The organism is Rhodococcus sp. BS-15 (assembly GCF_000813105.1).
Lineage (GTDB): Bacteria > Actinomycetota > Actinomycetes > Mycobacteriales > Mycobacteriaceae > Rhodococcoides.
This window is the reverse complement of sequence record NZ_BAOX01000026.1, coordinates 1-15,655: the sequence shown is the minus strand read 5'-3', so window position 1 is coordinate 15,655 and position 15,655 is coordinate 1. Positions and strand designations below refer to the sequence as shown.

Genomic DNA, 15,655 nt, shown 5'->3' with positions numbered 1-15,655 from the left:
GAGTCTGTTGAAACCCATTCTACCTGCGTGAACGGCCGCAGTCGACGCTACGCCCGCGACAGAGCGAGCAGAAGTGCCGGTCACGGGCCCGACTGTGGGTGCCCGGACGTGCGGTGCGAATCCGGAGTAGGTCCGGCAAGACGTTCCGACGCCGGCTGCGATTGTGAGCGGGCCGCAAATCACGGCCCCGGCGGTGTCTGGTTGGCATAGTCCAGCAGCTCGGTCGCGGATGCAGGCGGTGTCGATTACATGCGTTTGCGAAGTGCCGGGACAGCCCGCATGTACAGCGACCCGAGTGCACGCGTAGCGACGTCCACCAGACGCGCGTCGGGACCTACCAGCACTTTCGGTGAGCCTCGCTCGATTCCGCGGACGATGGCCGCCGCCGCAGTGGACGCGTCGGTCCGGGCGAGCCGGTCGAAGGTGGCCGACACGACCTCGTGGTCGACACCGGGAGCGACTCGAGCTGTACGGGCGATCGATGTGCGAACACCACCTGGGTAGACACCAGTGACTTTGATGTTCGGATCGGTGACGGCGAGCTCCTGGATCAACGCCTCGGTGAAGCCTCGGACTGCGAACTTGGATGCGTTGTAGGCGGAGGAATTCGGGGACGCCATGAGCCCGAAAGTCGATGACACGTTGCAGATTCGGCCTTCCGTTGACCCGGCCGCGATGAGGGGCAGGAATGCTTTGGTGCTGTTGACTACGCCCCAGTAGTTGACGTCCATCACTCGGTGATGGTCGACGAGAGGTGTGGCGTCGACGCTGCCCGAGTACAGAACCCCGGCGACGTTGATCACGGCGTCGACGCGTCCGAACTGCTGCGCGGTGTCGATGGCGAACCGCTCGACGGCGTCGGCGTCGGAGACGTCGAGCTCGAAGGTGCGGATCTGCGGACTCGCGCACTGTTGGGCGGTTGCTCGCAACGAGGGAGCGTCGATGTCGGCCAGAGCCATTGTGGCTCCGGCCTGGCTCAGATGAAGGGCGATCTCGCGACCGATCCCGGACGCGGCACCAGTCAATGCGACAACGGTGCCTGTACGAAAGAACGTGCTCACCAATACCCACCCCTACTCGGCGTGTTCGATCGACCTGCCAGCGCGCAGCGTACGGCACTCAGACTGGTGCCGCGGCCGTGCCACTGGCCGGCCCTGATTCGCGCCCCGTACGCGACGCGTGCGGACTCGTTCATGCACAGATTGCGAACTCCTCAGCAGCCCAGCGAGAAGCTCGGTCAGTCGAGCGTCGCGAGCGACTGGACAACATTCTCGAGCGCGTCCCAGTCGGTACCGTCGGGCATTTCAACCGGCTCGGTGGTTCGATATGCGCCGTCGTTCCGGCAACTGATGCGGTGCGCCTCCGCCTCATCCACCGAACCCCATGCCGAGACATAAAACTCGGTAGAGCTGCCGCCCTCTTGAATCACGACAAACGCCATGGTCGTTCCCCTCCCTACTTTTCCGCGACGGTGGTCTCGTCGACGTCCACGACGTAGCCGTTTGTCGACGAAGCGTCGATGGACACTTCCAGCCGGCCGCCCTCGCCTACCGCGACCCTGACCTCTGCGACTCCGCCGTCCGGGTGGTCCACAGTGACAGTGGTGACCTCGACACCGTCGAAACTCGTGCGCGAGTTCGTGCTGTGAGACATACAAATCCTTTTCTGCCGTGCGGCGTCCTCTATCGACGCCGCTGTTCGGTGTGTCGACCGGCTTCACGATCGGCGCGACGATGATCACCCATTCGCAGTCCAGTCAACTGATGAAGACCCGTGCGTAATCCGCTTCGTCGTAGATCTGGTGCATGACCGCCTCGTAATGTCCCTGATCGTCGGCGTCTTTGAGCTCGTCGACGAGATCGTGAATCCGATCCTCACTGGGCATCGCCTTGACCCAGGAGCTGGCGTTGATTCGAGCCGCGACTGCGGTGCACCGCTCTCCGAACGACAACTCCTCATCGCGTAGCAACGTTCGGAGCTCGACCCTGTGCGCCCAACTCTCCCGACCCTCCGCCCTGCGAGCCTCGGCCACCTTGTGGACCTCGGCCCTGTGATCAGCGCTTGTCATATCCGTCTCCCCCTGTTCGTGCTCGTGTGCCTTCTTCGCCCGTACCGCATAGTCCGCGATCGGCCAGACGCACGCTACTATCTCTGATAATAGCCAAGAAGTAATGCCGAGGTTGTGTCCCGCACCTGAGCAGCCAGGACCGCCGCTACCGGGCAGGAGAACCAGCTCTATGACGAGTGAACTGTCGCAGGAAGATTGGGATCGAATCCGGCTCGACGCTGCGCTCGGTGGCATCAGTAGGAACAAGGCGCGTCGGCTGTACCAGCGTGAAAAGTCTCTGCGGGATTGGCGGGCCAAGACTGGAATCGTCGTACCGGTGGAAGGTGAATTGGTGCTACCTCCCGCAGCGCTCGATTCGGGCACGCCGTGATCTCCCCGATCGTCCGAAGCGCCATTACCGTCGCCACATTCGCTCCCGTCGCCCTGCTGGCCGTCGTCGTCGATCTGTGGCATGGCCGATGGGTGAGCGTCGGCATCCTCGGCGTCGCGACAATGGGGGTGGTGATGACCCCGGCCTTCTTCTACCGCGTGGTCAAGACGCGCAACCCAGATCTCACCCGGATTGCTGCCGCCAGGCCTCGACTCGACGCCCTGGTCTCGGGAATGCTCAGTCTCTACGTCATCCCCGCAGCCATTGTCTTGCTCGCCGATCCGACGTCGCGGTGGGCGGCACTGACCGCCATTCTTTTCATCGTTGCGTTCGCTGTGCGATCGAACACCGTGCTGGTCGCCAACCCGATGTTCAGTCTGATCGGCATCCACCCGCATGATGTCGAGCAAAGCGACGGGACGACCGTGGTGGTGCTGTCCCGCCGCCGGCTCTTGTACGCCGGCGAGTTGGCCCGGCTCATCCTGATCGATCACGGCATCTACATCGACCTCGGTCCCCGCGCAATCAAGGCCCGGACCTGACGATGCCGAGCCATGTACAGGTACGACTGCCTGAGTACCCTGAGAGCCGGATCGACCCAAAATGTGGAGCCGAGGTGATCGGACAGATGCACGCGCACAACTCGGGGTATGAACCGCCGGTCCCCTCGCCGGCCTCAACTGATCCCTCCACGTTGTCTCGAATTGCTTGGGTGACCGGCCTCGACATCGCCACCGTCGCTGCGAGTCTCGTCGATCCGCATCGCTCGCCCGCAATGGACCGTCGATTCGCCCTGGCCTCTCGGCTCGCTCCGGAGACCTCCTCGATCCTGGTTCACAAATTGACCACCTATGCCCGCTTCGGCGCGCTGCTTCACACCGAACAGGACTGGCGGTTCGCAGTACGAGTGTTGAGGCAGTGCGTTCTCACTGCTTCGCGATTGCTCAGGCCGGACGACATCGATGCCTTTCACTGTGAGCCGCAGCCCACCGGAGTCGTCGGTTGGGACGCAACCCTTGCGGGGGTGGCCGCTATGACCGGTCGCGATCGCGTATCCAACGCATCGATACTGAGCTGGACGTCGAGCCCCGCGCGTCGAGTGAACGGACATCTGTTCGATCCACTCGACAGCGGAAAGTACATCTGGTTGGAAGCGCTCCGCACACCAGTGGAGCTGCGCGAACGAAATGTCATCCTGTCGAGGGGGAATCTTGAAGGAGTTTGATGCCACAATGATCGAGGAGCTGCTCGGCGCACTCGACACGAAGCTTCAGGAGCGTGGCCTCGAAGCAAAGATCTTCGTCGTCGGAGGCGCGGCTATGGCACTGGCGTACAACGCTTCCCGTGTCACGGACGACATTGACGGCATCTTCGTCCCGCGTGACGTGGTAATCGACGCCGCGAAGGATCTGGCGCGCGAACGTGGCCTCGACCAATATTGGCTCAATGACGCGGTCATCCAGATGATGCCACCCAGGCCCGACGACGATCCACGTAGCCATAAGATCGGGCCCGCACTTACACTCGAGATCGCCTCGCCAGCATACGTTCTGGCGATGAAAGCGATGTCGACCCGCCATTCGAGCGGCGATCTCGACGACGCCGCGAGCCTCTGCAAGCAGCTTGAGATCACGACGCAAGCGGAACTCGAGCGGGTCGTACAGCGGTACTTCGGCAACCAGCGCACATATGGTGCCCAGGAGCTGTTCTTCGAGCGAATCATCGACGCGGCATCTGATTAGTTTGCCTGTCAACGGCTTTCGGTCTCACAGTCAGCAGACAAGGGCTCTACTGCTGGCCGGCGGTCAGTAGTCGTCTTCGCTCCAATGCTCCCCTGCGTACGACGGGTCGAAATCAGCGGGTGCCTGGGTGGGATAGCGCTCTCGGAGTTCCTGGTCAAGGTCGAGCCGAATGCTCCAGTGCTTGTCACAGCGCGCAAAGGACTTTCCTGTGCCGGACAGAGGAAAACGGTACTCGACGCTGCCTGCGCACGTGGCATCGCCACGATCGTCGAGGCACGTCACATCGTCGTCATTAGTCATGTCCAACCTCATAAGCGAATCGACCGAAGCACTCCTTGGACTCACCGTATCTCGGAGCACCGACACCCGAACTAGTCTCGCCCGGCAGCCAGGTACGCAAGGCAGGCAACCAAGTTCGGGTGCTTGCATACGCGACGAACCCATCGAGCCGCCGCGCGACGACCGCTTGGCATGTGCACCGCCCCGTGGACCAGCGGGCGGATCCCCTCAACTGACCGCCTTCGGCGCTATCGAGCCAGTTACCGAGTGTGTTTATCGCAGCGTGTGAGCGACAGCATTGCCGCCAGGCATCTCGCCTACGAGATCTGAATCGCGCCCACCTATAGTGAACCGTTGTGCGCTACACTTGAAGCCTACTGCGCTACATACGGGTCTTCGCGGAGGGAAGAAAGGGGTTCATGGCATGCCAACTCTCGCGGCAACTGTCGACGCAACGCTCCACGACAGGGGGATAACCAAGACAGAATTCTGCAGGTCACTGGGTATCAGTCGGACAACACTGGCCAGATGGGAGACCAGCTTTCCCAGCCCCGACACTTTGCGTTCCATCTCCACCGCACTCGACTTGCCCTACATGCAGTTGGTCACGGCCGCGCTGTGCAGCGCCGGATATCTCCCGACCGGCGATGCTTCTCCTGGACTGGACGTCTATCTCGTGGTCAACACCTGCGAAGCCGACGACGACGATTCGTATAAAGAAGTCGGGCTGGCCGGCAGCGGGCCCGTCGCGGCCTACACAAATCTCGCGGCCGCCGAGCGCTACGTGGCCAGTGCGAATCGCGTTGCCGCGTTCAGCCCCTCGTTCGACACACAGATCCTTGCACTCGATGCGTCCCCCGCTCCGCAGATCATCGACATATTCACAACCAGCTGGAGGACCGACGGCGACATCATTCACACGTCTACGTCGCGATCCGCACACGTACCCGAGCGCTTCTCTCGAACTCGCACGACACCCGTGCGTGCACGAACGAATCCTGACACAGGCCTCGTCGAAGGGCTGGAAGTCGCCTCGCTCGATTCCGATGTAGGCGAACACCTCCTGCGCGAATACCTCGGGGCACTGGATGAGCATGGCCTGAAGCATCCAGCCTCGGCCGGCTCACCGACGCATCATCGAACATGCAGATTGTTCCCACCGTTTTCAGCCGAAGCCGTCACGCGGAGGAGACGCCGCCGACTGCATCTGCGGCGGCCAACGCTCAAGCGTCCCTCGCCTGGCTACGCGGTGAATACCAGTACGGCACAATGCTATTGGCCTACTCTCCTCGCGAGCTGGTGGAGCAGGTACGAGCGTCGGCCGATGCTACTCGCACATCCTGAATAGTCATGGGCCCCAACTGTTTGCCCTTCGGAGTTGTTTCACCGTTCGCAGTAGTGCGACGGAGCCGTGGCCGCGGGCGTCAGCGCTCCGAAGGGAGGGGTCGTGCAAACGTTGGCCGACGCTACTCGCTGCTGCCACTCTCTTCGGATTCGCCAGTGGATTGTTGAGCCGGTGGGGCGGCATGCTGCGGGCGGGCGATCTTGTCGGCCTCGTACTGTAAACGCCGCCGTTGCTGGGCGCTCAGCTGCTCGAGTGACTGCGTTCGTATCCGCAGTGCACTCGCCGGGGGCTTCTTCCCGGCAAGCTCGGCCGCGCGGATTGCCAGCTTGGCGGCAGCATGCGCGCTGCGCGCAAAAGCTGCCGGGGGCAGCTCGTGAATGCGCTGTTCCAGACTGGCCATAGTCGTAGCTCCCAACTGATTACCGCTTCGGTGTTGGTTCACCGTGGACATTAGTCTGACGCCTCGGGCCCAGATCTTCCAGAGCCGGGCGGAGGAGGGTGGCGGCGTGAGCGAGGTGACCGACGGCTCGCAGCTCAGAGACGACCAGATCGGCTCGGAGATCCGCGACTTCGACGATCTTCAGGTGGATATGCGGTTGGTTCAGATTCACGACTTCTACACTGCCCGCCCCATTGTCCGTGTCGTCAATGCGCCAGCGGCGAACGCGCGAACAGGGCGATGCCTCGGCCCCCTTGTCCTCGCGCGGGTCGACAGCGGCTTCGTGATCGAGTTCTCCCGCGACATTGCGATGCCTCGATTTTGGCATCGCATCATCGACGACAACTAGTCCGGGGTTCGTCGGCCTCATCCACTGCCCGATCCCGCTCAACGGTCGCTGGGCCTGCGGTTTCCCATCTCCGGGCATACGGTACGTACGAGGCGTACGATCGACCATGCGGGCGTACGTCAAGCGTCTGCCGGAAGGGGTCATCATCGTGTCGACACGTCGCAGTGCGCGATCCATGCGAGTTCGCGGTCGGTCGCGATCGCACGACGCGCAGTTCTTCCTCACCGACGACGGAAAGGGCCTGGTCCGCGACCGTAGTTCGGTGGCCTTGGTGGGCAGAACCTGGCCTGTACCGCCGGGCGCACCTGCTGCTGATCGGGTCTTCTACGCACGATCTCCGCGTGACCCTCAGTCATCGACCGCGGCCTCACTCGAACTCGATCAGATCTGCAGCTTCACCTCCGACCTCCGTGCGGCGTTTGCCAAGAACATCATGCGAGACCCTGCCGAGCAGTGCTCCACAGATCCCGACGGTGACGCCTGCAAGTTCGTCAAAACAGTTGTTGACCTGCACATACTGACAGCTCGTCTGCCCGCCACATGTCCGGACGAGGCCGCCCGTGATGACCTCCAAAGCGCGATGGCACTGTGGCTGAGCTATTTTCCCCTCAAGCGATCGTTCGACGGGCTGCTCGATCTGTGGTCGTCGCAATGCCCCGCCCGCGACGGCGAAGAGGATGCGGCGGCGCAGTATTCGACGGTCGAGTTGGACTCGCCGACCGGCCCTGCGGAGTATCGACTGCCATTCCGCCTCGACGAGACCTACGGCCCGACCGAGGTAGGCGAGATCCTCTCTCCGACCGGCACTCCGAACCGGACGGCAGCGAAGGTACGCAGGGACAAAAGCGAGCTTCTTGGAGTCGAAGTCGGCCATGGATATCGGTACCCCAAGTTTCAGCTCGACGTGGCGAAGCACTGCGTTCGGCCTGTCGTTGCGTACGCGAATGTCCAACTCGACAGTGCTCAAGACCCCTGGGGCGTGCTCACGTGGTGGTACTCGATCGACAGCGCCCTCGGCGATCGGCCTCCCGTCGAACTCGCGGCCGCCGGTGAGTTGACCAGAGAGCACGTCGATCTGACCGTCGGTATCGACGGCCGCGGTATGAGCTGAATCGTGGCCACGAACGACTACAACGGTGTGCCCGCGGACACCGAAACTGTCTGTGCCGGAACGCTCTTGTACCGGATTCTGCCGACCACGGCACCGTATGCAGCCAACTCCATCTACGACCCCGCCATCCCCTTGCCTGTCGGGGATCCTCTGCAGGGCAGATTCGACCCTTCCGACCCGACCTTCGGCGGATACCTGTACGTCGCTCAGTCCGTCGAAGGGGCTGTCGCCGAAGGCATCCTGCGGAGAAGACCTGTCGGCGTTCCGCCGACCGTCCAGAAGTCGTGGTTGACAGGCCCGAAAAGTCAGGGCGGCAAGAAGCTCGCGACGATGCAGCTCGACGAAGACCTCGAGATCGCGGCGCTCTACGGTCGGCACACCGCGAAGCTCAACCTCTCTGCAACGCTGCTCACCGGAGAGGACTACAGCGCCACCAGGGTCATCGGATCGGCCGTGCTCACCGCCAGCCCCTCGGCTCGGGGGATGAAGTACCGATGCGCCAACCACGACGACTTGACCTCACTGATGCTGATCGGTCGCGGTGGGGCACCGGTGCTCACACTGGTCGACGAAGTCGACATCTTCTACGACGACGCTGGCCGTGACCTTGTCCTACGTGTACTACGAGACGAATTCGGCCTCAGCTACCACGGCACCGCTGGCAACCGTGATTTCCGTTCACCCCGCAGGTAGGCGACCGGATGCAGCCTTGCTCGTCACCGCGCGGGTAGCAGGACCTCTCTCCGGGTTGCAGGGTGCATGTACGGCGGCCGCAGCCCCATCTGCCCTTCTCCCCCGGTGTCGACTCTCTGGTGGCCTCTCAGGCAGTGCGCGTGGGCGGTTCTGCCCAGCGAGCCGTCCAGATGCAGATGGCTGGACGCCCACGGGTCCGCCGCTGCCTCTTCCACGGTCCAGTTGAGGATGTGGCCGTGTCCCGAGGATCGTTTGCGCCCGATGGTCCGCACGCCCCCGAGAAGGTCCAGAACGGCATCGGGGTCGCCGACCGCCCGCCACACCAGAGCCGACGCGATGGTCAGCGGCAGCGGCATCACGCGCGCTCGGTATCGCCCCTGCCGCTCGGAGACGAGTGCCGGTAGACCGTCGGAGAGTTGGTCGAGTGCGTGCTGATCGGGCCGCGAACTCCAGTACTGGACGTGAGGCCCCGCCACCTCGCCGTCCGGCCACGCGAAGGTTGCCGACCAGTGCCAGTTGTCCTGACCGGCGAGTGTGCATCGGGCGAGAGGAAGCTCCAGTGGCGCGGGTTCGGACGCGGAATCGTATGGCTCGTATTCGGTTCCCCGCGTGCGACATTCGGCCTTGTAGTTCTCCCGTATTTCGGATGCGAGCAATCCGTCCAGGCTGATTCCCCACGGCGTTGCGTGAGCGACCCCGGATGCGAGTCGGGCCCTCACGACCAGAGGAATCATTGGTGTTGTGGTCATTTCGTCAGGCCGACGAGCGCGTCGAGCGCCTCGTCGCGGCGTGCGGTGATGGCCGTGCGCCACAGCGTGCCCACGTTGTCGTCCAGGGCGGGGGCGATCCCTGTCGTGACCTGTCCGTGCCCGATCCCAGTGCGGCCGCCGAGCCAACCGCGATCGCAGAATTCGCGGAGCACATCGGCGGTGAAGTCGATGTCGACGTCGGTTCCGCGGCTGATCTGGACGAAGGTCTCGAATCGAGTGCCCGGTGCCAGCGCTTCGATTTCGTAGCGCATCAGCGGGGTCGGCGGTGTGCTGGTTTCGCTTCCTGTCGCGGGTGTGGTGTCTCGTGCTGTGCTGACGTCGTCGAGGTGGCTGTAGGACTCGAGGGTCTCGACGTCGAAGCGGCTGGGCAGTGCTGAGTCGTAGTCGAACCGCAGGATCGGTATCGCCTCGGCCACCAGCGGCACGACATGGCCGACTTGTAGACATCCTGAGATCGGGGCTGAGCCGATCGCGCCACCGAACACACTCAAGTGCGGAATGAGGGTGCGCAGCTGCTGCAGACGGCGACCGGTGATGGGTTCGGCGTTGCTTTTGACGATGCTGCCTCCGTTGCGGAGCATGTGCGCGACCGCCAGCGGTAGGAGGTGGTCGTATTCGAGGGCATCGCGGAGCATCTCTTCGCCGAGGCGTCGAAGTACTCCACGGAACGAGTTCCCCGATACGACAGGTACCAGGGCGATGGTGCTGTCCGGCTGGATGACTTTCATTCTTCGGAACATGGCGGTGGTGCCGATCATCTCGCCGCGGTGCGAGATCGGCGCCCGTGCGGTGATATCGAGATCCCAGACCCTGGTTGCGGTCACGTGGCAGCCTCCGCTTCGGTCGACAGCTGCTCTGATCCAGACTCGTTGTCACGCAGGTGGTTTCTTTGCTCTGTCCGCCTCTCGCGGACTGCTTCTGCGACAATGCGGGTACGCAAGGTCAGCGCAGTGTTCTGGTCGCGCATGACCTGCAGTACGGGCAGCGGATCGGTCGTGAGAAGTACCGCGAGCTCGCGGCGTTGCGCTTCGTTGCGTGGGGTCGATCCGAGCTTGGTCGCGGCCGTCGTCCACCACTGATGCAGGCTCGAGCTCGCGTAGGTGGCACCACGTATGCGGGTGGGCAGCAGATTGTCCCAGTAATCGCCGATGTAGTCGGCGATCCAATTTCTGTCCGACCAGTCGATTCCATAGTGCAGCAGCAGTATCAGCCGCTCGGCCACTTGGGATGGCGGGTCGGCCAGTGCCGGTAGATAGCTCGCTACCGAAAGCCAGGCTGTCGTGGGTGAATCGCGAATACTGTTGTGCTGCACGGTATTTGATTGTACCTGGTCAGTCCGCTATTCGGTAGTCGGAAGTGCGCCGCAGGGCTCGGCGACATGCCCTCAGCGACACGCACGTAGTCCGACCTCCATCCAGGGCTTCGCTGACCTCCACGGCTCGACGACGGTCCAGTCGTCGAACACTTCCTGCCACTTCGACCGCGGGATCTTCTGAAGTGCTGTGAACCTCGGGGCGTCTGCGGCAACAGCGGATTCGGAAAACCCTGCATCACGTAGCCGCGCAAGTGCTTCGAGTCGGCCGGCGTCTGCGTGCCGCCACACCAGGGTGGTGTCGTCGACGGACACGTGACCCCATTGAGCGTGCGGGAGAATGTGTTTGCGTCCTGGAACGAGTGGCACGATCACCGCCGTGTTCGTCTGGATCGGCGCGCGAGAATCGCTCGGAGTGTCGCTGGCGACGCGACGAGCAGGGCGGCCGGATCGCGCGTGACGACGTACGCCTCGTGACGAAGTGGGCGGTGCCGGTAGAGCCACACGCAGACCGAGCACAAACGCGATGATTTGGGGTCTCCCCAGCCCTCGTAGCCGGTGAATCTGCGCGAGACTACTTGTCCGACCGGAGTCATCACGGGGGTCTGCTCGCCGCACCGGGCGCACCCGGCACCGGTCGCCACCGGGTCCGGGTCCATCGCGCCGGGGTCGCCGACGACGGCCGCGTATGCAACGTGGGCGACGTCCGAGGGTTTCATCTCGAGCACCGTAGCCTGACGGTGTGACATCGGCTCCTGATCCAGGCCTCGATCTGGCCCGCTTGCGTTCGCTGCGGCGTCCGTCGTCGCGCACCGATAACGCTGCCGTCGGCCGGATCCGCGCGGCGGTGCAAACACACGTCGACCGATATGACGGGTACCTCGCATTCTCCGGGGGGAAGGACTCGCTCGTAGTGCTCGACATCGTGCGTCGCGTCGAGCCTGATATACCCGTCGTGTTCTTCGACAGCGGCCTCGAATTTCCCGAAACGTACTCGTACGTATTGGATCTCGCTAGGACGTGGAAGTTGGACCTGTACAGGTTTCCTTCGGAGCCGCCCCTCTTGGATGTCCTGGTCCGGTCCGGTCAGTGGGATCACGCTGCTCTGGACGGGACGCACCGTATCGATCTTCACGACATTCTCATCGGCGGGCCGTCTCGGCGCGCGCACGAGCAGCTCGGACGGGGCGAGCTGTGGGGTGTCCGCGCCGATGAATCCGCAGGGCGCAGGGCCCTCTACGCCAGATCGGGTCGCAAAGACGGCGTGGTGTCCCGAGCCGATGGCACCGTCGCGTACGGGCTATATGGGACTGGACCGACACCGACGTCTGGTCCTACATCGGCCGCGAGAACCTACCGGTCAACCCGGTGTACGCCAAGCTCACCGCACTCGGTGTTCCGGAATCGTCGCTGCGGGTTTCGCATGTGATCGACGGCGATCATCTCGAGCGTGGCCGCCTCACCTGGTTGCGTCGCGGATGGCCGACATTGTTCGAGGATCTCGCCGGCGTCCTCCCGCGGATCCGCGAGTTCGTCTGAAGTCGGTGCGCCCGGCACCGGCGGTCGGCCGGGGGCATCGGAAATCGGTGTCCCCGGTTTTCGGGCCGGAAGTCGGCATTCGACCTTCATCCAATTGGTGGACAGTCACATTCGGTCGTGGTCGATACGTTGAGGCAGTCGTGTTTCAATCCATCGCTCCGAACGGAGATGAAGTGAAATGATCGGTCACACACGTCGGCTCGTCGCAGCGGCAGCACTTGCTGCCGGACTCGCGTCTGCAAGCATCGCAGTAGCTGCGCCAGCGCAGGCCTACCCCGCTCAGTGCGGTTATGGAGTCAGCTCACTGGGCACCGTATCTGCCTGGTGTTCACAGGGTTCGGGTGAGGTGAAGGCCGTCGCAGGTTGCCAGAACGTCTTCGGGTTCTGGTCGAATCCCTCGGGACCATGGGTCAACATCAAGAACGGAGCGTCCCACACCAGCTGCCCATTCGGTTATGCGTACAAGTGGGGCGGATTCAATCTGCGTTGACAGTCGGATCTGGTGAGCATGCGCGCGCTGTCCCAGGTTCCGCTATCGGGTCTCGTCCTCGTCGGGGTGCAGGTGTGGTGGTTGGTATTCGCCGTACAGCTGTTGATTCGGGTCGGTCGAGTTGTGTTGGGCTTGTGCCCTGTCGAGGATCTCGGCGTCTCGTAGGCGTTTGGTGGCAGCTCTCTCACGAACCGCCCAGATGACGCCCGCGAGGGCGAGCGCCAACCCGGTGAATCCCGCTCCGATGGCTCCCTCGGCAAAGTTGCCGATCGATCCGATCACTCCGACGACGATCATGGCCACTGCGGTTCCGAATCGCCGCTTGGCTCTGGTGTCGCGGTCGGGGTGAGTGTAGAAGCGGTGTATCCGATGATAGGTGCGGCTCACGATGCCCGGCTGGCCCGGACCGTCGGCGGTGCCGCTGAGAGGCGGTGTGGGGGCTGGAGTCTGCAGAACCGGGATGGCGTAGGCGATCGGGGCACGGGTCGCGTCCGTGAACTGCGAGTGCAGGCTGAGCTGGTGTCCACATGCACGGCACTTCTTCTTGGTGGCCATTGCGAGCTCGGACGCACCGAGAGTTGCGACCTTGGCCGAGGTGCGCCCCAGCTTGCGGCCGGTATGCGCAAGGTCGGAGTTCGTGCAGTTCTTGCAGTCGCGACAGCCGGTGTACACCCTTCTCGGCATCGGGTCCTCGCCTTCTCGTGTGCCGTCGGTCGCGGCTGATCCACGAGCAACTGTCCGTTGATCGGCGCGAAGCCTCGCAGTGTTAGCGAATTGCGTCCGTCGACGTCGCCGCCCGGTGAGCTAGCATCGCAGCTACTGCAGATGCACAGGTTGAGGCGGAGCCATCCCCTTCTGTTTCGGGGGCGGGTTCCGCCTTTCTGTCGCCTGCCCTGTTGTCCGGTTCTTGTCCTTGGTCGGCCGCCGCGTCGGCTGTGCGCGCTCTACTGCCTCGACCGACGGTTGCCGAGTCGCACTCTCGACGACCGCGAGCTTCTTCTTCGCGCGGGGGCGTCGTCGGCTCGGTGGCGGCGTCGGTACCGCGCCCTCGACCGTGTCGGCCGGCTCTTGAGGCCGGAAGGATGCGAGGCCGAGTTTGATCGCTGGGTTGACGATCAACTCCGGTCGACCCTTGCGGTCGATGTAGGGCTTCATATCGTCCTCAGCCTTCCGTCACGTCGCGTAGTTGGACGATCGTGCGTCGCCCGAGGGTGCCGTCCGGCCGACGGTATCGGCCTTGGTGCGTTGAGGCCACTTCCCATTGCATACCGCGGGGCAGCAGGTGGGACGTGTCGTCGAGCGAGTCGGAGCGGCCGAGGTACATCCCGCGTGCGGTTTCCATCTCGAATACGACCTCTCGGTCGCCGAGGATCGGGTCCAGTTCGTGGATGGCGTGCGTGGCCATGGTGAAGCGATCGAAGTCCAGGCGCGATCCCGTCTGCAGCGTCGACGGCAAGTTCTTCGCGTCGACGGGCAGCTCGTGGGGCACGGTCACCGCGCAGTAGACGACATGCCCGCGGTCGTTGTTCTGCTCTGCCGTCTGGATCGCTCTGTCGATTCGCTGGACATGGGCTCGTGTCTTCTCGTCGAGAAGTTGAGCGTCGCCGCGCGCGTCGGTGAGAGCTGCGCCGACACTGCTCCAGTTCTCGGGCTCGGTGATGAGCTTCGCGGTCGCCTTGTATCCGGCTGCGGGAAGTTGGTCTTGGGCGGTGCGTTTGTTGACCGATCTGGCCTTGCGCTGTCGGGAGCTCGGGGGGAGGCGAATCGAATCGGGGATCGGTAGCGGGCGGGTCTTTCGCTTGTCGACTTCCGGGACGCGGGCACGCGGGAATGCTCGTTCGAGGTCCTTGCGCGCGCGGGTGAATCGTTGATCCTCGACCATCCGGTCCAGTTCTCGGGCCGAGCGTCGGTCCTGGCCTCGGTCGTTGTAGACCTCGGATGGGCGGTAGCCGGCTTTCTTGCCTGCCGGACTGCTTCCGTGGCCGACTTCGGGGTCGAGGCGTACGTCGCGGACGTCAGGGCTGTGGCTGTACGCCATGTGCAGCTCCCTCGCGTGCAAATTCGGGGTTCAAACGTGGAGCGGCGCGGCAGAAGGAGGAAACGTCCCAGTTGCCATCCTGCCTGCCGCGCCGCGTGCCGATTCGGAGATCGGCTGGGCGCGGTTCGTGAGTCATCCGGGAACCACCCCGTCGTCACGTCCTGCGCCACGGTGTCCGGCAGTGACGCCGGACGGTGTCGAGCATATCGAGGATCGGTGGTTCGGTACCAGTGCGGGGATCTGCTTCCGGCACTGAACTCCGATGCACCTCCATCGGGCTGTGATGCGTCGAAAGGTCGACTTCTGCGTGAGCGCTCGCATGCAGCCAGTGTGCGCGCGTTCTAAGCGCAGGGTGTCGAAGCTGTGCCCGATGGTGTAGGGAGTCGATCCATCTCCCTGCACGGTGTCGATATTATCATGTGCTGCAACAAGAGTGGATGAGTCGAGTCACGTTTTTTCTCAACGTCATTCGCTCAGCGCGACCCATAATTCCGGCTCGAAATCCCAGAGCGGTTCCGCTTTGACGAGCTCGCCCCACGTGATCATCTGCCGGCAGTACTTGGCGACGTCGTACGCGTTCATTCCCTTGATGTTTCCAGCGATCCCGGAGACGCTGAATGCCGAGTATCCTTCCCCCGTCGACGGGTTGGTGCACTCATCGCGAAGACGCCGAAGTTCGGCGGCGACCGCTTCGTGCCACCAGAACCGCTCGGCCGCGCGATATACGTCGGGTACGCGATACGGGTCTCCTGCGGGGAAGGTGATCGCGTCCAACGTCATCGTCGGTGATGATTCAGCCATCAGCGGCGTCGGCGGTTGGGCAGGCTCAATCGGATGCCTACCGCGGCGATCACGCAGACGGTGACGATCAGGGACCAGTAGAGCGCGGCGTGTGCTGTCCCTACGAAGAGGGTCACCAGGACAATCAGCGCCAGCGCGAATCCGAGGTTGACAGCGATATTGACGAGTGTTGTCGAGTGCGGTGTTGTTCCGGGACTCGTTCCTTCTCGGTTCATTGGACCGTCTTTCTCACAGTTCGGATGTAGACGTGGTTCACGGTATAAGGACCTACCGACATGGGCTGGTCAGCGCGACGAGTCGTGCGGGGCG

At 63.4% G+C, this 15,655-nt stretch carries 25 protein-coding genes and 1 pseudogene; 10 read left to right on the top strand and 16 right to left on the bottom strand.

What is annotated here, in order from left to right:
- Window positions 1–245: 245 nt before the first annotated feature.
- The 4 genes from RHBS_RS05710 to RHBS_RS05695 form a co-directional block, all read right to left on the bottom strand.
- Window positions 246–1,061, bottom strand: a complete 816-nt coding sequence (locus RHBS_RS05710) for an SDR family oxidoreductase (protein WP_128645078.1) — start codon at window positions 1,059–1,061, stop codon at window positions 246–248.
- A gap of 176 nt (window positions 1,062–1,237) precedes the next feature.
- Window positions 1,238–1,441, bottom strand: coding sequence for a hypothetical protein (locus tag RHBS_RS05705; RefSeq protein WP_128645077.1), 204 nt, complete (start codon window positions 1,439–1,441; stop codon window positions 1,238–1,240).
- Window positions 1,442–1,455: 14 nt separating this feature from the next.
- Window positions 1,456–1,653 carry a hypothetical protein gene (locus RHBS_RS05700; RefSeq protein WP_128645076.1) on the bottom strand — a complete coding sequence of 66 codons (198 nt, stop codon included), beginning with the start codon at window positions 1,651–1,653 and terminating at the stop codon, window positions 1,456–1,458.
- A 103-nt stretch (window positions 1,654–1,756) separates the two neighbouring features.
- Window positions 1,757–2,068 carry a hypothetical protein gene (locus RHBS_RS05695; RefSeq protein WP_128645075.1) on the bottom strand — a complete coding sequence of 104 codons (312 nt, stop codon included), beginning with the start codon at window positions 2,066–2,068 and terminating at the stop codon, window positions 1,757–1,759.
- A 169-nt stretch (window positions 2,069–2,237) separates the two neighbouring features.
- Here RHBS_RS05695 and RHBS_RS05690 point away from each other — a divergent pair, with 169 nt between their 5' ends.
- The 4 genes from RHBS_RS05690 (at window position 2,238) to RHBS_RS05675 (ending at window position 4,180) form a co-directional block, all read left to right on the top strand.
- Window positions 2,238–2,438: a hypothetical protein gene (locus RHBS_RS05690; RefSeq protein ID WP_128645074.1), complete on the top strand. Its 201-nt coding sequence runs from the start codon at window positions 2,238–2,240 to the stop codon at window positions 2,436–2,438.
- Window positions 2,435–2,980: a hypothetical protein gene (locus tag RHBS_RS05685; protein WP_128645073.1), complete on the top strand. Its 546-nt coding sequence runs from the start codon at window positions 2,435–2,437 to the stop codon at window positions 2,978–2,980. The genes RHBS_RS05690 and RHBS_RS05685 overlap by 4 nt, the downstream gene beginning before the upstream one ends.
- A gap of 170 nt (window positions 2,981–3,150) precedes the next feature.
- Window positions 3,151–3,663 (top strand): hypothetical protein, encoded by a 513-nt coding sequence (locus RHBS_RS05680; protein ID WP_128645072.1) that lies wholly within the window; start codon window positions 3,151–3,153, stop codon window positions 3,661–3,663.
- A gap of 7 nt (window positions 3,664–3,670) precedes the next feature.
- Window positions 3,671–4,180 (top strand): DUF6036 family nucleotidyltransferase, encoded by a 510-nt coding sequence (locus RHBS_RS05675; RefSeq protein WP_237669027.1) that lies wholly within the window; start codon window positions 3,671–3,673, stop codon window positions 4,178–4,180.
- A gap of 63 nt (window positions 4,181–4,243) precedes the next feature.
- On the opposite strand, the gene RHBS_RS05670 is transcribed toward RHBS_RS05675, so the two are convergent.
- Window positions 4,244–4,480: a hypothetical protein gene (locus RHBS_RS05670; RefSeq protein ID WP_237669026.1), complete on the bottom strand. Its 237-nt coding sequence runs from the start codon at window positions 4,478–4,480 to the stop codon at window positions 4,244–4,246.
- Between the two features lie 403 nt (window positions 4,481–4,883).
- Between RHBS_RS05670 and RHBS_RS32080 the strand changes: the two genes are divergently transcribed.
- A complete protein-coding gene (locus tag RHBS_RS32080) occupies window positions 4,884–5,807 on the top strand; it encodes a helix-turn-helix transcriptional regulator (protein ID WP_128645070.1) in 924 nt (307 codons plus the stop codon).
- A gap of 118 nt (window positions 5,808–5,925) precedes the next feature.
- Here the strand turns inward: RHBS_RS32080 and RHBS_RS05660 are convergent, their stop codons facing one another.
- A complete protein-coding gene (locus RHBS_RS05660; RefSeq protein ID WP_128645069.1) occupies window positions 5,926–6,204 on the bottom strand; it encodes a hypothetical protein in 279 nt (92 codons plus the stop codon).
- Between the two features lie 115 nt (window positions 6,205–6,319).
- On the opposite strand from RHBS_RS05660, the gene RHBS_RS05655 reads away from it, so the two are divergent.
- The 3 genes from RHBS_RS05655 to RHBS_RS05645 all read left to right on the top strand — a co-directional run bounded on the left by RHBS_RS05655 (window position 6,320) and on the right by RHBS_RS05645 (window position 8,396).
- On the top strand, window positions 6,320–6,592 hold the full coding sequence (locus RHBS_RS05655; protein ID WP_128645068.1) for a hypothetical protein: 273 nt from the start codon (window positions 6,320–6,322) through the stop codon (window positions 6,590–6,592).
- Between the two features lie 106 nt (window positions 6,593–6,698).
- On the top strand, window positions 6,699–7,703 hold the full coding sequence (locus RHBS_RS05650; protein WP_128645067.1) for a hypothetical protein: 1,005 nt from the start codon (window positions 6,699–6,701) through the stop codon (window positions 7,701–7,703).
- 3 nt (window positions 7,704–7,706) lie between these two features.
- Complete coding sequence (locus RHBS_RS05645) at window positions 7,707–8,396, top strand: RES family NAD+ phosphorylase (RefSeq protein WP_187298388.1); 690 nt, start codon at window positions 7,707–7,709, stop codon at window positions 8,394–8,396.
- A gap of 23 nt (window positions 8,397–8,419) precedes the next feature.
- Here RHBS_RS05645 and RHBS_RS05640 read toward each other — a convergent pair whose 3' ends face one another.
- The 5 genes from RHBS_RS05640 to RHBS_RS05620 form a co-directional block, all read right to left on the bottom strand.
- On the bottom strand, window positions 8,420–9,145 hold the full coding sequence (locus RHBS_RS05640) for a hypothetical protein (RefSeq protein ID WP_128645065.1): 726 nt from the start codon (window positions 9,143–9,145) through the stop codon (window positions 8,420–8,422).
- Complete coding sequence (locus tag RHBS_RS05635) at window positions 9,142–9,990, bottom strand: RAMP superfamily CRISPR-associated protein (RefSeq protein WP_128645064.1); 849 nt, start codon at window positions 9,988–9,990, stop codon at window positions 9,142–9,144. The genes RHBS_RS05640 and RHBS_RS05635 overlap by 4 nt, the downstream gene beginning before the upstream one ends.
- A complete protein-coding gene (locus tag RHBS_RS05630) occupies window positions 9,987–10,478 on the bottom strand; it encodes a hypothetical protein (RefSeq protein WP_237669025.1) in 492 nt (163 codons plus the stop codon). Before RHBS_RS05630 ends, RHBS_RS05635 begins: the two co-directional genes overlap by 4 nt.
- Before the next feature lie 72 nt (window positions 10,479–10,550).
- A complete protein-coding gene (locus RHBS_RS05625; RefSeq protein ID WP_128645063.1) occupies window positions 10,551–10,853 on the bottom strand; it encodes a hypothetical protein in 303 nt (100 codons plus the stop codon).
- Window positions 10,850–11,197, bottom strand: coding sequence for a hypothetical protein (locus tag RHBS_RS05620; RefSeq protein ID WP_128645062.1), 348 nt, complete (start codon window positions 11,195–11,197; stop codon window positions 10,850–10,852). The genes RHBS_RS05625 and RHBS_RS05620 overlap by 4 nt, the downstream gene beginning before the upstream one ends.
- Before the next feature lie 23 nt (window positions 11,198–11,220).
- On the opposite strand from RHBS_RS05620, the pseudogene RHBS_RS05615 reads away from it, so the two are divergent.
- Together RHBS_RS05615 and RHBS_RS05610 are read left to right on the top strand one after the other, a co-directional pair.
- Window positions 11,221–12,017 (top strand): annotated as a pseudogene (locus tag RHBS_RS05615) (phosphoadenosine phosphosulfate reductase family protein).
- 178 nt (window positions 12,018–12,195) lie between these two features.
- Window positions 12,196–12,507: a hypothetical protein gene (locus RHBS_RS05610; RefSeq protein WP_128645061.1), complete on the top strand. Its 312-nt coding sequence runs from the start codon at window positions 12,196–12,198 to the stop codon at window positions 12,505–12,507.
- Between the two features lie 42 nt (window positions 12,508–12,549).
- Here the strand turns inward: RHBS_RS05610 and RHBS_RS05605 are convergent, their stop codons facing one another.
- The 5 genes from RHBS_RS05605 to RHBS_RS05585 form a co-directional block, all read right to left on the bottom strand.
- Window positions 12,550–13,191, bottom strand: a complete 642-nt coding sequence (locus tag RHBS_RS05605) for a hypothetical protein (protein WP_128645060.1) — start codon at window positions 13,189–13,191, stop codon at window positions 12,550–12,552.
- Between the two features lie 132 nt (window positions 13,192–13,323).
- Complete coding sequence (locus tag RHBS_RS05600) at window positions 13,324–13,662, bottom strand: hypothetical protein (RefSeq protein WP_128645059.1); 339 nt, start codon at window positions 13,660–13,662, stop codon at window positions 13,324–13,326.
- A 7-nt stretch (window positions 13,663–13,669) separates the two neighbouring features.
- The gene (locus tag RHBS_RS05595) at window positions 13,670–14,545 is read right to left on the bottom strand and encodes a hypothetical protein (protein WP_128645058.1); all 876 of its coding nucleotides are present in this window, start codon (window positions 14,543–14,545) and stop codon (window positions 13,670–13,672) included.
- Window positions 14,546–15,010: 465 nt separating this feature from the next.
- Window positions 15,011–15,346 (bottom strand): hypothetical protein, encoded by a 336-nt coding sequence (locus tag RHBS_RS05590; RefSeq protein ID WP_128645057.1) that lies wholly within the window; start codon window positions 15,344–15,346, stop codon window positions 15,011–15,013.
- Window positions 15,346–15,561 carry a hypothetical protein gene (locus RHBS_RS05585; protein ID WP_128645056.1) on the bottom strand — a complete coding sequence of 72 codons (216 nt, stop codon included), beginning with the start codon at window positions 15,559–15,561 and terminating at the stop codon, window positions 15,346–15,348. Before RHBS_RS05585 ends, RHBS_RS05590 begins: the two co-directional genes overlap by 1 nt.
- Between the last annotated feature and the right edge of the window lie 94 nt (window positions 15,562–15,655).